Origin of the sequence: Micromonospora sp. DT63 (genome assembly GCF_049841615.1) — a bacterium.
In the GTDB taxonomy this organism is placed as follows: Bacteria; Actinomycetota; Actinomycetes; order Mycobacteriales; family Micromonosporaceae; genus Micromonospora.
This window is the reverse complement of the sequence record NZ_JBNCKQ010000002.1, coordinates 32,015-45,109: the sequence shown is the minus strand read 5'-3', so window position 1 is coordinate 45,109 and position 13,095 is coordinate 32,015. Positions and strand designations below refer to the sequence as shown.

Genomic DNA, 13,095 nt, shown 5'->3' with positions numbered 1-13,095 from the left:
GGGGAGTGAGGTGCGACGAGCGATGCCGTGGTGGTCATGGCGCCCCGGTCCCGCCGACGGCGGCGATCCGGAAACCCGAAGCGGGATCACAGTGGAGAGCGCGGTCCGGGTCGGCCCGCCGAGTCCTCGCCAACCGGGGGACGACTGCCCCGGCAGCGACCGTCCCGTCCTGACCGAGATGCCGGCGACAATCGAGCCGGTGAGCCTGCGCCGTGTCTGTGACGCACTCGACCTGCTCGACGTGCGCTACCTGGCCGACGGCGACGGCAACCTGCTGGCCATGTGGGAACGGCACGCCGTGCTGGTGACCCTCGAAGGCCCCGAGGACGAGATCCTGGTGATGCGGGCCCGCCCGCACGCCACGGTTCCGCCGGACTGGGCCGACCGGGCCTATCGGGTGGTCAACGAGTGGAACCACACCCGCCGCTTCTGCAAGGCGTACATCGGCGACCCGACCGAGCGCGGGCAGCTGCCGATCTACGCCGAGTTGCAGGTGCCGCTGGGCGCCGGCACCCACGACGCTCTGCTGGTCGAGATGCTCGACTGCGGCGCGGCGGTGGCCGCCAGCTTCGTGGACTGGCTGCACGACGAGGGCGCCCTGCTCTGAGGCGCCCCGCGGCGTCCGTGCCGGAACGCGCCGTCAGGCGCGCTCGGCCGGGTCCTCCATGACGTTGACCATGAAGAACGCGGCCCGCTCCAGATAGTCCCAGAGGGCGACGGCGAGCTGCGGCTCCAGGTCGAGCCGGTCGACCGCCTGGCGCATGTGCCGCAGCCAGGCGTCCCGCTCGGCCACGCCGATCCGGAACGGCGCGTGCCGCATGCGCAGCCGGGGGTGCCCGCGCTGTGCGGAGTACGTGTTCGGCCCGCCCCAGTACTGCATCAGGAACAGGGTCAGCCGGTCGGCAGCCGGGCCCAGGTCCTCCTCCGGATACATGGGTCGCAGCAGCGGATCGGTGGCGACGCCGACATAGAACTCGTCCACCAGCCGGCGGAAGGTGGGTTCGCCGCCGACCGCCTCGAAGAGGGTCATCGACGCTTCGGGACTGTCGGATTCACCTGCGGGGTTCACCGTTCCATCCTGCCAGGTGCCCCGGCCGCCGACCCGACCCGGAGGCCGTGCGCCGGCTCACGCCGTGGATCAGGTGACCGCGTGCCGGCGGTGGCCGTCGGCGGGCCGGAGGTCGGCGCCGGCCGGCGTGCCGTCGGCGACGGTGGCGCCCCGACCGGGGCTCGGGTCGGCGTTGGCCGCGGCGGCCCTGGCTATGGCGTCGTCCACCGTCTGCCTGTCCGGCCAGCGCAGGGCGACGATCGTCATCAGCACCACTCCAGCGGCGCTCCAGACCCCGACCACCACCGGGATGGAGAACCGCTCGGCGAGCAGCCCGGTGACCAGCACCGCGAAACCCTGGATGACCTGGACGCCGGTGGCCATCACGCCGAACGCGCGGGCCCGGAACCCGTCCGGCAGCGCCTGGACGAAGAGCCCGTTGGCCATCGGCATCATCCCGGCGACCGCGAACCCGCACAGGGCGGCCAGCAACGCCACCACCAGCGGTGGCGGATCGAACAGCGCCGGCACCAGCACCAGCGGGGAGAACACCGCGAGGGGTCGCATCAGGCTCAGGCGGCGGGTCGGGCCGAACAGCCGGCTCACCAGCAGCCCACCCAGGACGTAGCCCACCGGGTTGGCGACCATGATCACCGCCTGCGCGGTGCCCGCGTCCATGCCACCGTGGGAGCCCTTGTTGGCCCAGGCGGCGGCCAGCCCCTCCGGGATGATCGAGAACAGCAGCGCGCTGAACACCAGCACCGCGATGGCCCGCAGCACCGGGGTGCCGAACACGATCTGGAACCCCTGAGCGGTCTCCCGGAGCAGGTGGGAGCGGTGCGCGATGGTCATCGTCGCCGGCCGGTTCCGCACGCCGACGCGGACCAGCAGCGCCGAGAGGCCGAACGTGGCCGCGTTGAACAGCAGTGCGACCGTCGGGTTGATCGAGGCGACGGCGGCACCGAGCAGGTAGCCGACGACCTGGGCCGCCTGACCGATGCTGGCGTTCAGCGACAGCCCGACCACCAGCCGGTCCCCGGCGAGGATCTGCGGCATCAGCGCGGACTTCGCGGCCTGGCTCGGCGGATTGGCCAACGTGGCGGCGAAGATGAGCACCAGCAGCGCCGGAACCGGCAGGTTGGGGAGGGCGATGAGCAGCATCAGCGCCATCCGGATCACGTCGCACGCCACCATCACCCGGCGGTACGGATGCCGCTCGGCCAGGGCGGCGAGCAGCGGGCCCCCCAGCAGCCACGGCAGGTAGCTGACCGCGAACGCGGCGGCGGAGAGCGCGACGGACCTGGTCTGCTGATAGACGAGCAGGGTGACGGCGGCCTTGGCGACGTAGTCACCGACCCAGGACAGAGCCCCGGCCGTGAAGACAACCCGGAACTCGCGCTGGGCGAACACTTCGCGAAAAGTGGCCGGGCCTTCCGCGGAAGGTCGCTCGTCAGGCACCGTCGCCTCCATCGGCCCCCGGAACGACAGCTCGTGGCGGCCGGGCCGGGAACACTCGTCAGATCTCCGGATCAGCGAGGATGTGACCACGCTCCGGCGGGAACGCGTGCTCCGGATTCTGCCCGATCGTCTGACAACTAGCTAGGGCGAACGGATCGTTCGTCGCATCCCCGACTGAACGAACGGACGATACTCCAGGGGCCGGGCGGCTCGCGACCCCTGTATTGCCGGCCAGTCTCGCCGGGGTCAGGTGGCGCCGCCCTGGCCGGTCTCACCCTCGGGCAACGGCCGGCTCGACAGACCGGGATAGATGCGGGCGGCGGCGATCTGCGCGGTGATCCCCGAGTTCTCCAGCGCCTCCGCCAGCCTGCGGCGCAGCTCCCGGCTCACCGCGAACTGGCCGTCGGCAGTCGTCTTCACCACCGTACGGATCACGGCGCCATCCACAGTCACCTGCTCGACGCCCAGCACCTCCGGGGCCTCCACGATCTCCGGCGACAGCTCCGGGTCCAGCGCCACCGAGGCCGCGGCCGTCCGCAGCACGGCGGTGGCCTCCTCCGTGCCGCTGAAGCCGATCGGCAGGTCCACGACCACGAGCGCCCAGCCCTGGCTCTTGTTGCCCACCCGGATGATCTCGCCGTTGCGGATGTACCAGAGCACGCCGCGTCCGTCCCGGACCGTGGTGACCCGCAGCCCGACCGACTCCACGACACCTGTCGCCTCGCCCAGGTCGACGTTGTCGCCCACGCCGTACTGGTCCTCGATGAGCATGAAGAGCCCGGCGATCAGGTCCTTGACCAGGCTCTGCGCGCCGAAGCCCAGGGCGACGCCGGCGATCCCGGCGCTGGCCAGCAACGGGGCGAGGTCGAAGCTGAACTCGCGCAGGATCATCAGCAGCGCGATGCCGAAGACGAACGCGGTGGTCAGGCTGCGCAGCACCGAGCCGATCGCCTCGGCCCGTTGCCGGCGGCGCTCGGGCACGAACTCGGCCGGGTCGACAGCGGCCGTGGGCACCCGCTCGCGCAGCGGCCGCAGCATGGTCGGCACCGCGCCGTCGGTGGTCGTGCGGACCAGCCGGTCGATCGTCCGGTGCAGCGCCCAGCGGGCCACCATCGCCAGCGCCACTATCACCAGCACCCGCAGCGGCTTGAGCAGGATCCAGTAGCTGCCCTCCGCGAACCATTCCGACCTGGTGATCCCGTAGATCCACTCGCAGGAGGTGCTGCCCTGACAGTTCACCGACACGGCGTCGGGCAGGGCAAGGGGCGTTCCGCTGGCGGCACTCACCCTGTCTTCGTACCGCAACGCCCCGGACCGGTCGCCGCCGACCCACCGGCCGGGTGAGATGCGCCCGAGCGGCGGGTCGGACCGGGGCGAACCGGCCATCGTGACAGGTGCGGGAAAGAGCTTCATGTCCGACCCCGGATTAGTACGTGCAATCCGGGGTCCGATCAGGGACTATTGGCGCAACGGACGTCGGTGATCGAACGGGCGTCGACGGTGCGGGCCCTCGTGCCCGGCCCCGGTCGGCGGCGTTTCGCAGCAGCCGCTGAACCGGGAGGGTGAGCGCGATGCCTGACATACGACCCACGGTGGGCTCCGGCGCGCTGGTCCTCAACGCCACCTACGAGCCCCTGTGTGTCGTGTCGGTGCGTCGCGCCGCGATCCTCGTCCTCTCCGCCAAGGCCGTCTGCGTCGCCGATGGCGACGGCATCCTGCACAGCGCCCGGGACGCGCTGCCCGTGCCGTCGGTCGTGCGCCTGACCCGCTTCGTCCGGGTGCCCTACCGCACCCACGTGGGGCTGTCCCGCCGAGCGATCTTCGCCCGGGACGGCTGGCGGTGCGCCTACTGCCGAGGGCCGGCCGAGACCATCGACCACGTCTTCCCGCGCAGCCGGGGTGGGCGGCACGCCTGGGAGAACGTGGTCGCCGCGTGCGCCCGGTGCAACCACACCAAGGGCGACAAGACCCCGGCCGAGCTGGGCTGGCGGCTGCACGCGTTGCCGGCCGCCCCGAAGGGCACCGCCTGGCGGGTCCTCGGGCACCGCGCTCCGGACCCGCGCTGGGCCGACTGGCTCGACCTGCGCGAGCCCGAGGCAGCCGCCTGACCGCACCTGCGCGGCCCCGATGCGGCCGCGCGACCTGACCTCCCGCGCTGACCCCGAGGCGGCCGCCCGACCCGACCTACGCTGGCCTGATCCGACCTGCGCTGGGCTGAGGCGGCCGCCTGGCCCGACCCGACCTGCGCTTGGCCTGACTCGACCTGCGCTGGGCTGAGGCGGCCGCCCGACCCGACCTGCGCTTGGCCTGACCCGACCTGCGCTGGGCTGAGGCGGCCGCCTGGCCCGACCGGGGCCGCGGCGGCCGTCAGCTCGGGAGCGTCGTCGGGCTCAGTCCCGCTGGTCGGTCGCTCGACGGGTCGCGCGCTCGTGCCGCTCGACCGCCCGGGCGTGCGCGACGGCCAACAGCCGGTCGATCTCGGGCAGCATCTGCGGCCCCGGCATCACGATGCTGGCGAAGCCGTACAGCGCGTACCCCGGATGCGGCGTGACAGTGTCCAGCCGGGCGAAGTCGAAGGCGTCCCGGTGCTCCTCGAACGCCTTCGGTGCGAAGCCGAACATCCTCTCGAACTCGGCCCGGCCCAGGTCCAGGTTGAGGCGGAAGACGCCGGGGCGGTCCAGCTGCCCGGCTTCGTCGAAGCCGGGCACGTCGTGCTCCACGATGGTGGCGAACGGCTGGCGGCGGTCCGGGCCGACGTGGAAGAACCGGTCGCCCCAGGCGCCCTCGGGTGAGCCGTCCTCCTCGCTCGCCACCACCTGCTCGACGTCGGGCAGCGCGCTGATCCGGTCGGCGAGCACTGTCGCGTCGAGGCCGGTCGGGATGTGCAGTACCGCGTCGGCGTGGTCGATGGCGGCCTGGTCCAGCGGGAAGTAGCGGTAGTCGTGCGTCCTTCGCTCGGCCGGCTCGATCTCGGCCGCCCGGACGTACCCGGGGAGGGTGAGCTTCTGTGAGAGCCGGCCCTCGTAGGTCGTCGCGGCGGGTACGTCGATGCCGAGCGCGGGGCTCGCGCCGAGGCTGCCGACGATCACCGCGTACCGCTCGCCCAGCAACGCTCCGACGATCGCGCCGGCCCCGGCCCACGACACCTCTGTCGCGCCGATCGTCATCGTGCTCGGGTGGCGCTGGAGGTGCGTGTTGTGCGCGAAGACCAGCGTGGGTCCACGGTGTGCCTCGACCGCCCGGATCGCGAGCAGGTTCTCGGCCATCAGCGCGTCCCGGACGGCGGCCAGGCGGGCGAAGCGTTCCTCCTGGACCAGTGGCGCCGCGGCCGCCGCGTGGTAGCGCAGCACCGCTACCGCCGACGTGGCGTGGACGAAGGCTGCCTGCCAGCCCTCGGGCCGTAGGTGTGCCCGCAGGTACAACTCGGTCAGCAGGTCGTCGGCGAGCACCCGCAGCCGCTGGGCGTCGGACGAGCGTCCAACCGAGCGGCCCGGCTCCCAGATCGCGGCCGTGTCGCTCCAGCGGGCCTCGTCCCCGACGAGGTCGTCGATCTCGGCCGACCTGTCCAGGTCGAGGAATTCGCACACCCGCACCAGGTGACGCCGGGGGCTCGGGACGCCCTCGATCTCCAGCGGGGCGTCGAAGCCGTGAAAACTCAGGCGCTCGGCGGCGGGCCGTCCGTCGTTCCACTCGCGCATCCGCAGCAGCAGGTCACGGTTGGCCGGCGCGGCGCCGAACCCGTGGCTGAAACCCTCGGCGAGCACGCGGTCGAGCGGCACGGCCGCGCCCTGCACGAACGCGTCGGCGAGCAATCCCGCGGCCCGGTCGCTCTCCAGGGCGATCGACCGGTAGCCGTGCTCGGCCAGCGTCAGGAAGGCGTCGTTGCGGATCTGGAGGAACGCGGATTCACCGTGCGTCGGCTCACCGAGCGCGAGCAGCGCCGGCGAGCCGGCAAGCACTTCAACAAGAGTGGTCATTGCATCAACCGTATCGTTGCACCAGCGGTGGAGACTTCAGAGCGAGGGAGCGCAGGTGACAACCACAAAACCCTCAAACCCGGGGGTACGCCGACCGGTCGACCTCGCGCGCCGGCACGGGCTGTCGGCGCAGGCCGTCCGCAACTACGAACGGGACGGCGTGCTGCCACCCGCCGAGCGCACCGCGACCGGGTACCGCCGGTTCACCGAGGTGCACGCCACCGCACTGAGCGCCTACCTCGCGCTCATCGTCGGGCACGGCCACGCGGCCAGCGGCGACATCATGCGGGCCGTCAACCGGGGTGAGATCGACACGGCGTTGCGCACGATCGACAGCGGTCACGCGCTGCTGCAACGCGACCGGGAGACCCTGGACGCGGTCGAGGCGGCCCTCGCGACCCTCACCGCGTCGGAGCCCGCGCCGCAGGGCCGGAAAGCCGTGCCGATCAGTGTGCTCGCCCACCGGCTCGGCGTACGACCCGCGACCCTGCGCAAGTGGGAGTCGGCAGGCATTCTGCGCCCGGAGCGCGATCGGGTGACCCGCCACCGCGTCTACTCGCCCGACGACGTCCGGGACGCCCAACTCGCCCACCTGCTGCGTCGGGGCGGATACCGGCTCGACCACATCGCCGACGTGCTGCGTCGGGTCCGCGACGCCGGTGGCGCAGAACCGCTCGCCGCGTCGCTCGGTCAGTGGCGCCGACGGCTCACCGAGCGCGGCCGGGCCATGCTCACCGGGGCCGCCCGGCTCGCCGAGTACCTCGACGCCGGCGCCGGCGATCAACCACCACGGGCCTTGACCAGCGAGGCGAACACCACCAGGTTGTCCGAGTAGCCCCGCTCGCCGCCCACCCACCGGCCGCCGCAGGTGATCAGCCGCAGGCTGGGGCGGCTGAAGTCGCCGTACACCTCGTCCACCGGCAGTCGGTCCTTGTCGAACCGCTCCACCGAGTCGACCTCGAAGACCGCGACCCGGCCGTCGGAGCGGGTGACCTCGATCTGGTCTCCCGCGCGCAGTTCCCGGAGCTGGTGAAAGACGGCCGGGCCGGTCGTGGTGTCCACGTGTCCCACGATCACCGCCGGCCCGTACTGGCCGGGGGTGGGGCCCTGGTCGTACCAGCCGGCCTCCTGGGCGCGGCCCACGTCGGGCACGGCGATGGTGCCGTCCGGGGCGATGCCCACGTCGTGCAGCGGCGCCCGCAGGTCGATCTTGCTGATCGAGAGAGCGGTCGGGCGGCTGGCCGGCAGCACCGGGAACTTCTTCGGCGGCGGTCGCAGGCCCGCGCTGATCCGGTCCGGCAGCAGACTGACCCCGGTCACCTGCTCGATGCCCAGCATCGCCACGATCAGCACCATCAGCGTGGCCACGGCCAGGACCGGCAGTCCCGGCCCGGTGCCGAGCCGACGCCGGGTCAGCGGCGACCCGACGGGACGGCTCGGCGGCAGCGGGCGGGCGTCCGGATCAGTGGTGGCGACGCTTGCGGACACCGCCTGCCCGGCGACCCGGCGCAGCCGGACCGAGGCCCGGGCCACCAGCCGTCCGGTGGCGCGCAGGGCCGCCGCGGCCCGGACGCGGGCACGGTGGTCCGACCGCGCACGCGCGGATCTGCGGGTCATGGCAGCTCCGGCTCAGGAGCCGGCTCCGGTCCGACGCCGACCGCCCGCCATGCCGAGCGCGACCGCGGCGGCCACCAGGGCCACGCCGCCGAGGACCAGGACCGAGCCGGTGCCCCGGCCGCCCGCGGTGCCGCCGCCGCCCGTCGCCGGTCCCTTGCTGGGCGAGGCCATGTTGAGCACGGTCAGCATCGTCTGGGCCGTCTGGTTGTTCTGGCAGCGCAGGTCGACCTGGTAGTCGCCGGGTTCCTTGTTGCCCGGAACGGTGACCTCCCCCTTGAGGAAGCCGTTGTCCGGTCGGAGCATCACGTGCCCGAACGCGTCGGATTGCACGTTGGCCTGTCGATCGTTGTTGTTGTCGCAGCTCGCGCGGATCGTGACGCGGCTGCCCGCCGGGACGCTGTTCGGCGTCACCTCGACGAAGGTGTTCTCACCGGCACGCGCCGGTGCGACCGACAACAGGACGAACGCCCCGATGAGCCCCACCAGTGTCAGTGCGGACGAGAGTGCGCGGTTGATCGTGCGAAGTCCCTGCATGATTTCCCCCCAACCGGCGACGACCGCCGGAACCCTCCCCTGGGCACGCGCGTTGAGTTCCCGCCACCCCAACGACAAACCCCACCCCCGCGCGCCCCCGCCCCCCGCGCCCGCCCCCCAGCCGGCGTCGATCATGGAGTTGTGGCGCTCCGCAAAAGGTGCATAGCACCCTCATCTACCCACCACGACTCCATGATCGACCCGGGGTGGTGGCAGGGCTCCCGCGATCTTGCACTTACTGTCGCGGCATACGGGGCATTCCTCGCACTTGGGCGACAGGAAGTGCAAGATCGCGCAGGCGGGGGCGGGGGCGGGGGTCTTAGGGGAGGGGCTGGGGGGTTATGGGGTTGTAGGGGAGGGGGGTGGACAGGACCATGGTGCTGGACGGCTGGCCGTACGGGGCTAGGCGGTCGATCACCCGCTCGAAGTCTCCGATCGAGCCGGCGGCCACCTTGAGCATGCTGCACGCGTCACCGGTGATCCGGTGGATCTCCAGGATCTCGGGCCAGTCGGACACGTCGGGGTCGTGCAGGATGCACCGCGCGCCGTAACAGGACATCCGGATCAGGGCGACCACCGTACGGCCGGCTCGGGTCAGGTCCACGTGGGCGTGGTAACCGGTGATCACCCCGGCCTCCTCCAGTCGGCGGACCCGCTCGGCCACCGCTGGTGGGGACAGGTGCACCCGGCGGGACAACTCGCTGAAGGAGAGCCGGGCGTCGGCCTGCAACTCGCGCAGCAGCGCCCAGTCCATGTCGTCCACGCTCGAACCTTACTTTCGTGAACTGGATTCGCCCAGCTGCCTTCGGTTCGTCAACTCAGGCCGGCAAGTGCCGTTGATGCGGCATTCCGCAGGCCGATCCAACCGCGAGATCATGACGTCGGCAGCTTCGGGGGAAGGGAGACGACTGGTGGATCAGACGGACCGGCGGGCGCCGAAGCGCGTCGCCACGGTACGACCGGTGACCCCGCGCCAGCGGGCGGCCCGCGCGGCGCGCAACGGCGGCGAGCCGACGCTGGAGTTCGCCGAGCTGGTGCCCTACGACGCGTACGTGCGGGCCAGCGCCCTGCACCAGTTGCAGCAGCCCCTGAGCGACGACCCCGGCGAGATGTCCTTCCTCATGGTCAGTCAGATCATGGAGTTGTACTTCGGGCTGACCTGTCACGAGCTGCGCGAGACCCAGCGTCTGGTGCGCGCCGACCGGATCTGGGACGCGCTGGCCCCGCTGCGCCGCGCCACCCTGCACCTGGAAGGGCTCAACGCCGCCTGGCAGGGCCTGCGCTGGATGACCCCGGCCGACTTCAACAGGTTCCGCAACCTGCTCGGCGAGGGCTCCGGCTTCCAGTCGGCGATGTACCGGCACCTCGAGTTCCTGCTCGGGCTGCGCGACCCGGCGCTGATCCGGCCGTTCCGCCGGCAGAGCGAGGTGCACGGCGCGCTCAGCGCCGCGCTGGCCGCCCCGAGCCTCTGGGACGACGTGGTCGCGCTGCTCGCCCGGCGCGGCTTCGACATCCCCGCCGACCTGCTGAACCGGGACGTGGCGGTCGAGCACGACCCGCAGCCGGCGGTCGAGGCGGCCTGGGTGCGGATCTACGCCGACGGCGGGCCGGACAACCACCTGCGGCTGCTCGGCGAGGCGCTCAGCGGCGTCGCCGAGGAGTTCGGCGACTGGCGGTGGAACCACGTCAAGGCGGTGCAGCGGACAATGGGCGCCAAGGTCGGCAGCGGCGGCTCCGCCGGGCTGGCGTGGTTGCAGCGCAGCATGGCCCGGGTGGTCTTCCCGGAGCTGTGGTCGGCCCGCACCGCGATGTGACCGGAGAGCGAGACATGCACACCCCAGAGAGCGAGGCCCACCGCCTCGACCAGGCCGACCCGGGCCACCGACACCTCTTCCACGTGCCGCCCGCCGACGGCGGCGACCACCCCGAGTCGGCGTACCTCGCCGGCAACTCGCTCGGCCTGCAACCCCGGGCCACCCGCGACGAACTCCTGGCCGACCTGGACGCCTGGGGGCGGCTCGGCGTCGAGGGGCACCTGGAGGCCGAGCGCGCCTGGCTGCCGTACCACGAGCTGTTGACCGCGCCGGCCGCCCGACTGGTCGGCGCCCTCCCCGCGGAGACCGTGGTGATGAACTCGCTCACGGTCAACCTGCACCTGCTGATGGTCAGCTTCTACCGCCCGGCCGGCGCGCGCACCCGCATCGTCATCGAGGACAGCGCGTTTCCCTCGGACAGCTACGCGGTGCGCAGCCAGGCCCGCTTCCACGGGCTGGACCCGGACGACACGGTGGTCCGGCTGCGCCCGCGTCCCGGCGAGGATGCGCTGCGCACCGAGGACGTCACCGACTACCTGGCCGCCGAGGGTGACCGGGTGGCGCTGGTGCTGCTGGGTGGCGTCAACTACCTCACCGGCGAGCTGCTGGACATTCCGGCGATCACGGCCGCCGGGCGGGCGGCCGGCGCGGTGGTCGGCTGGGACCTGGCCCACGCGGCGGGCAACGTGCCGCTGCGCCTGCACGACTGGGACGTCGACTTCGCCGCCTGGTGCTCCTACAAGTACCTGAACTCGGGGCCGGGCGCGCTGGCCGGCGTCTTCGTGCACGAGCGGCACCTCGGCGATCCCGACCTGCCGCGCTTCGAGGGGTGGTGGAGCACCGCGGCGGCCACCCGGTTCGAGATGACGCCGGTGTCCCGGCCACCGTCCACGGTGGAGGCCTGGCAGATCTCCAACCCGCCGATCTTCGCGATGGGTCCGGTGCGTACCTCGCTGGAGCTGTTCGACACGGTAGGCATGCCGGCGTTGCGCGCCCGCAGCCTCCGACTCACCGGCTGGCTGGAGGCACTGCTCGACGAGGTCACCGCCGACCGGCCGCTGCGCGTGGTCACCCCGCGTGATCCGGCCCGCCGGGGCTGCCAGTTGTCGGTACGCGTAAGCGCCGGCAACGCCGCCGAGCTGACCAAGCGGCTGCGGCACGAGCACGGCGTCATCGCCGACGCCCGCGAGCCGGACATCATCCGCTTCGCCCCGGTGCCGCTCTACTCCACGTACCTGGACTGCTGGCGGGCCGCCGCGGCGCTCACCGCGACCGTGGGGCAGGTGAACCCATGACCGCCCGGCGCGACGAGATCGCGATCATCGGCGCCGGCCTGGCCGGCTGTCTGGCCGCCTGCTTCCTGGCCCGGCGCGGCTATCCGGTGGCCCTCTACGAGCGTCGGCCGGACCCGCGTGCCGGCGCGGCCGAGCGGGGACGCTCGATCAACCTGGCCCTCTCCGAGCGCGGGTTGGACGCGCTGCGCCGGATCGGGCTGGCCGAGCAGGTGATGACCGACGCGCTGCCGATGCGCGGCCGGATGATCCACCCGGTGGAGGGGGAGCAGCAGTTCCAGTCGTACAGCGCGGCCGGTGACCGGGCGATCAACTCGATCAGCCGGGGCGCGCTCAACAACGCCCTGCTGGACGCCGCCGCCGCGCTGCCCGGGGTCCGGATCGTCTTCGACCACCGGCTCGTCGGGCTCGACCCGGCCGACGGCACCCTGAGCTTCGACACCCCGCAGGGCACGGTCGGCGCGAAGGCGTCGGTCGTGTTGGGCGCCGACGGCGCCGGCTCCGCGGTACGCGGACAACTGCTGGCGTACGGGCTGCTGCGCGAGAGCGTGGACTTCCTCGACTACGGCTACAAGGAGCTGACGATTCCGCCGCTCGGCGGCGACTTCGCCCTGGATCCGGACGCGCTGCACATCTGGCCGCGCGGCACCTCGATGATGATCGCGTTGCCGAACCCGGACCGTTCCTTCACCTGCACGCTGTTCTGGCCCAACGAGGGCGTCGGCAGTTTCGCGGCCCTGGACAACCCGGCCGCGATCAGGGCGCACTTCGCCGAGCAGTACCCGGACGTGGTCCCGCTCGCCCCGAACCTGGTCGACGACTACCAGCACAACCCGGTGGGCGTGCTCGGCACGGTGCGCAGCACCCCCTGGCAGGTCAACGGCACTGTCGGCCTGCTCGGCGACGCGGCCCACGCCATCGTGCCGTTCTACGGCCAGGGCGCCAACTGCGCCTTCGAGGACGTCGTCGAGCTGGACCGCTGCCTCGACGAGTGTGCCGACGAGTGGTCGGCGGCGTTGCCGCTGTTCCAGCGCCGCCGGCAGGAGAACGCCGAGGCCATCGCGCAGATGGCGCTTACCAACTTCGTGGAGATGCGCGACAAGGTCGCCTCGCCGGTGTTCCAGACCCGCCGGCGGGTGGAGCACGCACTGGAACGGGCACTGCCCGGCCGGTACGTTTCCCAGTACGAGCTGGTGTCCTTCTCCACCACCCCGTACGCCGAGGTGCGCCGCCGGGTCCGCCGGCAGCACCGGGTGCTCGGCGCGGTCGTGGGTGGGGCCGCGCTGCTGCTGGTGGGCGCGATCACGGCGGGGCTCAGCCGAGGGAGGCGTACATGACCGGCACCTGGGACGCCA

At 72.4% G+C, this 13,095-nt stretch carries 13 protein-coding genes; 6 read left to right on the top strand and 7 right to left on the bottom strand.

The window, feature by feature from the left end:
* Positions 1-22 precede the first annotated feature (22 nt).
* On the top strand, positions 23-607 hold the full coding sequence (locus ACLQ27_RS06920; protein ID WP_234582140.1) for a YbjN domain-containing protein: 585 nt from the start codon (positions 23-25) through the stop codon (positions 605-607).
* Positions 608-640: 33 nt separating this feature from the next.
* On the opposite strand, the gene ACLQ27_RS06915 is transcribed toward ACLQ27_RS06920, so the two are convergent.
* The 3 genes from ACLQ27_RS06915 to ACLQ27_RS06905 all read right to left on the bottom strand — a co-directional run bounded on the left by ACLQ27_RS06915 (position 641) and on the right by ACLQ27_RS06905 (position 3,811).
* Positions 641-1,030, bottom strand: a complete 390-nt coding sequence (locus ACLQ27_RS06915; protein ID WP_357575710.1) for a globin — start codon at positions 1,028-1,030, stop codon at positions 641-643.
* 108 nt (positions 1,031-1,138) lie between these two features.
* Positions 1,139-2,518 carry an MFS transporter gene (locus tag ACLQ27_RS06910; RefSeq protein WP_357575709.1) on the bottom strand — a complete coding sequence of 460 codons (1,380 nt, stop codon included), beginning with the start codon at positions 2,516-2,518 and terminating at the stop codon, positions 1,139-1,141.
* 234 nt (positions 2,519-2,752) lie between these two features.
* Positions 2,753-3,811 carry a mechanosensitive ion channel family protein gene (locus tag ACLQ27_RS06905; RefSeq protein WP_425866793.1) on the bottom strand — a complete coding sequence of 353 codons (1,059 nt, stop codon included), beginning with the start codon at positions 3,809-3,811 and terminating at the stop codon, positions 2,753-2,755.
* Positions 3,812-4,077: 266 nt separating this feature from the next.
* On the opposite strand from ACLQ27_RS06905, the gene ACLQ27_RS06900 reads away from it, so the two are divergent.
* Complete coding sequence (locus tag ACLQ27_RS06900; RefSeq protein WP_074313833.1) at positions 4,078-4,614, top strand: HNH endonuclease; 537 nt, start codon at positions 4,078-4,080, stop codon at positions 4,612-4,614.
* Between the two features lie 282 nt (positions 4,615-4,896).
* Here the strand turns inward: ACLQ27_RS06900 and ACLQ27_RS06895 are convergent, their stop codons facing one another.
* On the bottom strand, positions 4,897-6,483 hold the full coding sequence (locus tag ACLQ27_RS06895; protein WP_425865983.1) for a DUF6194 family protein: 1,587 nt from the start codon (positions 6,481-6,483) through the stop codon (positions 4,897-4,899).
* Positions 6,484-6,538: 55 nt separating this feature from the next.
* Between ACLQ27_RS06895 and ACLQ27_RS06890 the strand changes: the two genes are divergently transcribed.
* On the top strand, positions 6,539-7,318 hold the full coding sequence (locus ACLQ27_RS06890) for a MerR family transcriptional regulator (protein ID WP_357496191.1): 780 nt from the start codon (positions 6,539-6,541) through the stop codon (positions 7,316-7,318).
* Here the strand turns inward: ACLQ27_RS06890 and ACLQ27_RS06885 are convergent.
* The 3 genes from ACLQ27_RS06885 to ACLQ27_RS06875 form a co-directional block, all read right to left on the bottom strand.
* The gene (locus ACLQ27_RS06885; protein ID WP_425865980.1) at positions 7,264-8,100 is read right to left on the bottom strand and encodes a class F sortase; all 837 of its coding nucleotides are present in this window, start codon (positions 8,098-8,100) and stop codon (positions 7,264-7,266) included. The two genes, ACLQ27_RS06890 and ACLQ27_RS06885, sit on opposite strands and share 55 nt — an antisense overlap.
* 12 nt (positions 8,101-8,112) lie before the next feature.
* Entirely contained in the window at positions 8,113-8,634 is a 522-nt protein-coding gene (locus ACLQ27_RS06880; RefSeq protein WP_374109245.1) for a hypothetical protein, read from the bottom strand.
* 319 nt (positions 8,635-8,953) lie between these two features.
* Complete coding sequence (locus ACLQ27_RS06875) at positions 8,954-9,397, bottom strand: Lrp/AsnC family transcriptional regulator (RefSeq protein ID WP_234582146.1); 444 nt, start codon at positions 9,395-9,397, stop codon at positions 8,954-8,956.
* A gap of 148 nt (positions 9,398-9,545) precedes the next feature.
* Here ACLQ27_RS06875 and ACLQ27_RS06870 point away from each other — a divergent pair, with 148 nt between their 5' ends.
* Genes ACLQ27_RS06870 through ACLQ27_RS06860 form a run of 3 tightly spaced genes read left to right on the top strand, consistent with a single transcriptional unit; the run spans position 9,546 to position 13,077 of the window.
* Positions 9,546-10,448, top strand: coding sequence for a tryptophan 2,3-dioxygenase (locus ACLQ27_RS06870; RefSeq protein WP_234582147.1), 903 nt, complete (start codon positions 9,546-9,548; stop codon positions 10,446-10,448).
* 14 nt (positions 10,449-10,462) lie between these two features.
* On the top strand, positions 10,463-11,743 hold the full coding sequence (gene kynU / locus ACLQ27_RS06865; protein WP_357575706.1) for a kynureninase: 1,281 nt from the start codon (positions 10,463-10,465) through the stop codon (positions 11,741-11,743).
* Positions 11,740-13,077 carry an FAD-dependent oxidoreductase gene (locus tag ACLQ27_RS06860; protein ID WP_357575705.1) on the top strand — a complete coding sequence of 446 codons (1,338 nt, stop codon included), beginning with the start codon at positions 11,740-11,742 and terminating at the stop codon, positions 13,075-13,077. The genes kynU and ACLQ27_RS06860 overlap by 4 nt, the downstream gene beginning before the upstream one ends.
* Positions 13,078-13,095: the final 18 nt, after the last annotated feature.

Coding starts and splice junctions, on each gene's coding strand:
- kynU (WP_357575706.1), top strand. CDS start 10,463: ATGCACACCCCAGAGAGCGAGGCCCACCGCCTCGACCAGGCCGACCCG.
- ACLQ27_RS06885 (WP_425865980.1), bottom strand. CDS start 8,100: ATGACCCGCAGATCCGCGCGTGCGCGGTCGGACCACCGTGCCCGCGTC.
- ACLQ27_RS06920 (WP_234582140.1), top strand. CDS start 23: ATGCCGTGGTGGTCATGGCGCCCCGGTCCCGCCGACGGCGGCGATCCG.
- ACLQ27_RS06895 (WP_425865983.1), bottom strand. CDS start 6,483: ATGACCACTCTTGTTGAAGTGCTTGCCGGCTCGCCGGCGCTGCTCGCG.
- ACLQ27_RS06900 (WP_074313833.1), top strand. CDS start 4,078: ATGCCTGACATACGACCCACGGTGGGCTCCGGCGCGCTGGTCCTCAAC.
- ACLQ27_RS06860 (WP_357575705.1), top strand. CDS start 11,740: ATGACCGCCCGGCGCGACGAGATCGCGATCATCGGCGCCGGCCTGGCC.
- ACLQ27_RS06910 (WP_357575709.1), bottom strand. CDS start 2,518: ATGGAGGCGACGGTGCCTGACGAGCGACCTTCCGCGGAAGGCCCGGCC.
- ACLQ27_RS06880 (WP_374109245.1), bottom strand. CDS start 8,634: ATGCAGGGACTTCGCACGATCAACCGCGCACTCTCGTCCGCACTGACA.
- ACLQ27_RS06915 (WP_357575710.1), bottom strand. CDS start 1,030: ATGACCCTCTTCGAGGCGGTCGGCGGCGAACCCACCTTCCGCCGGCTG.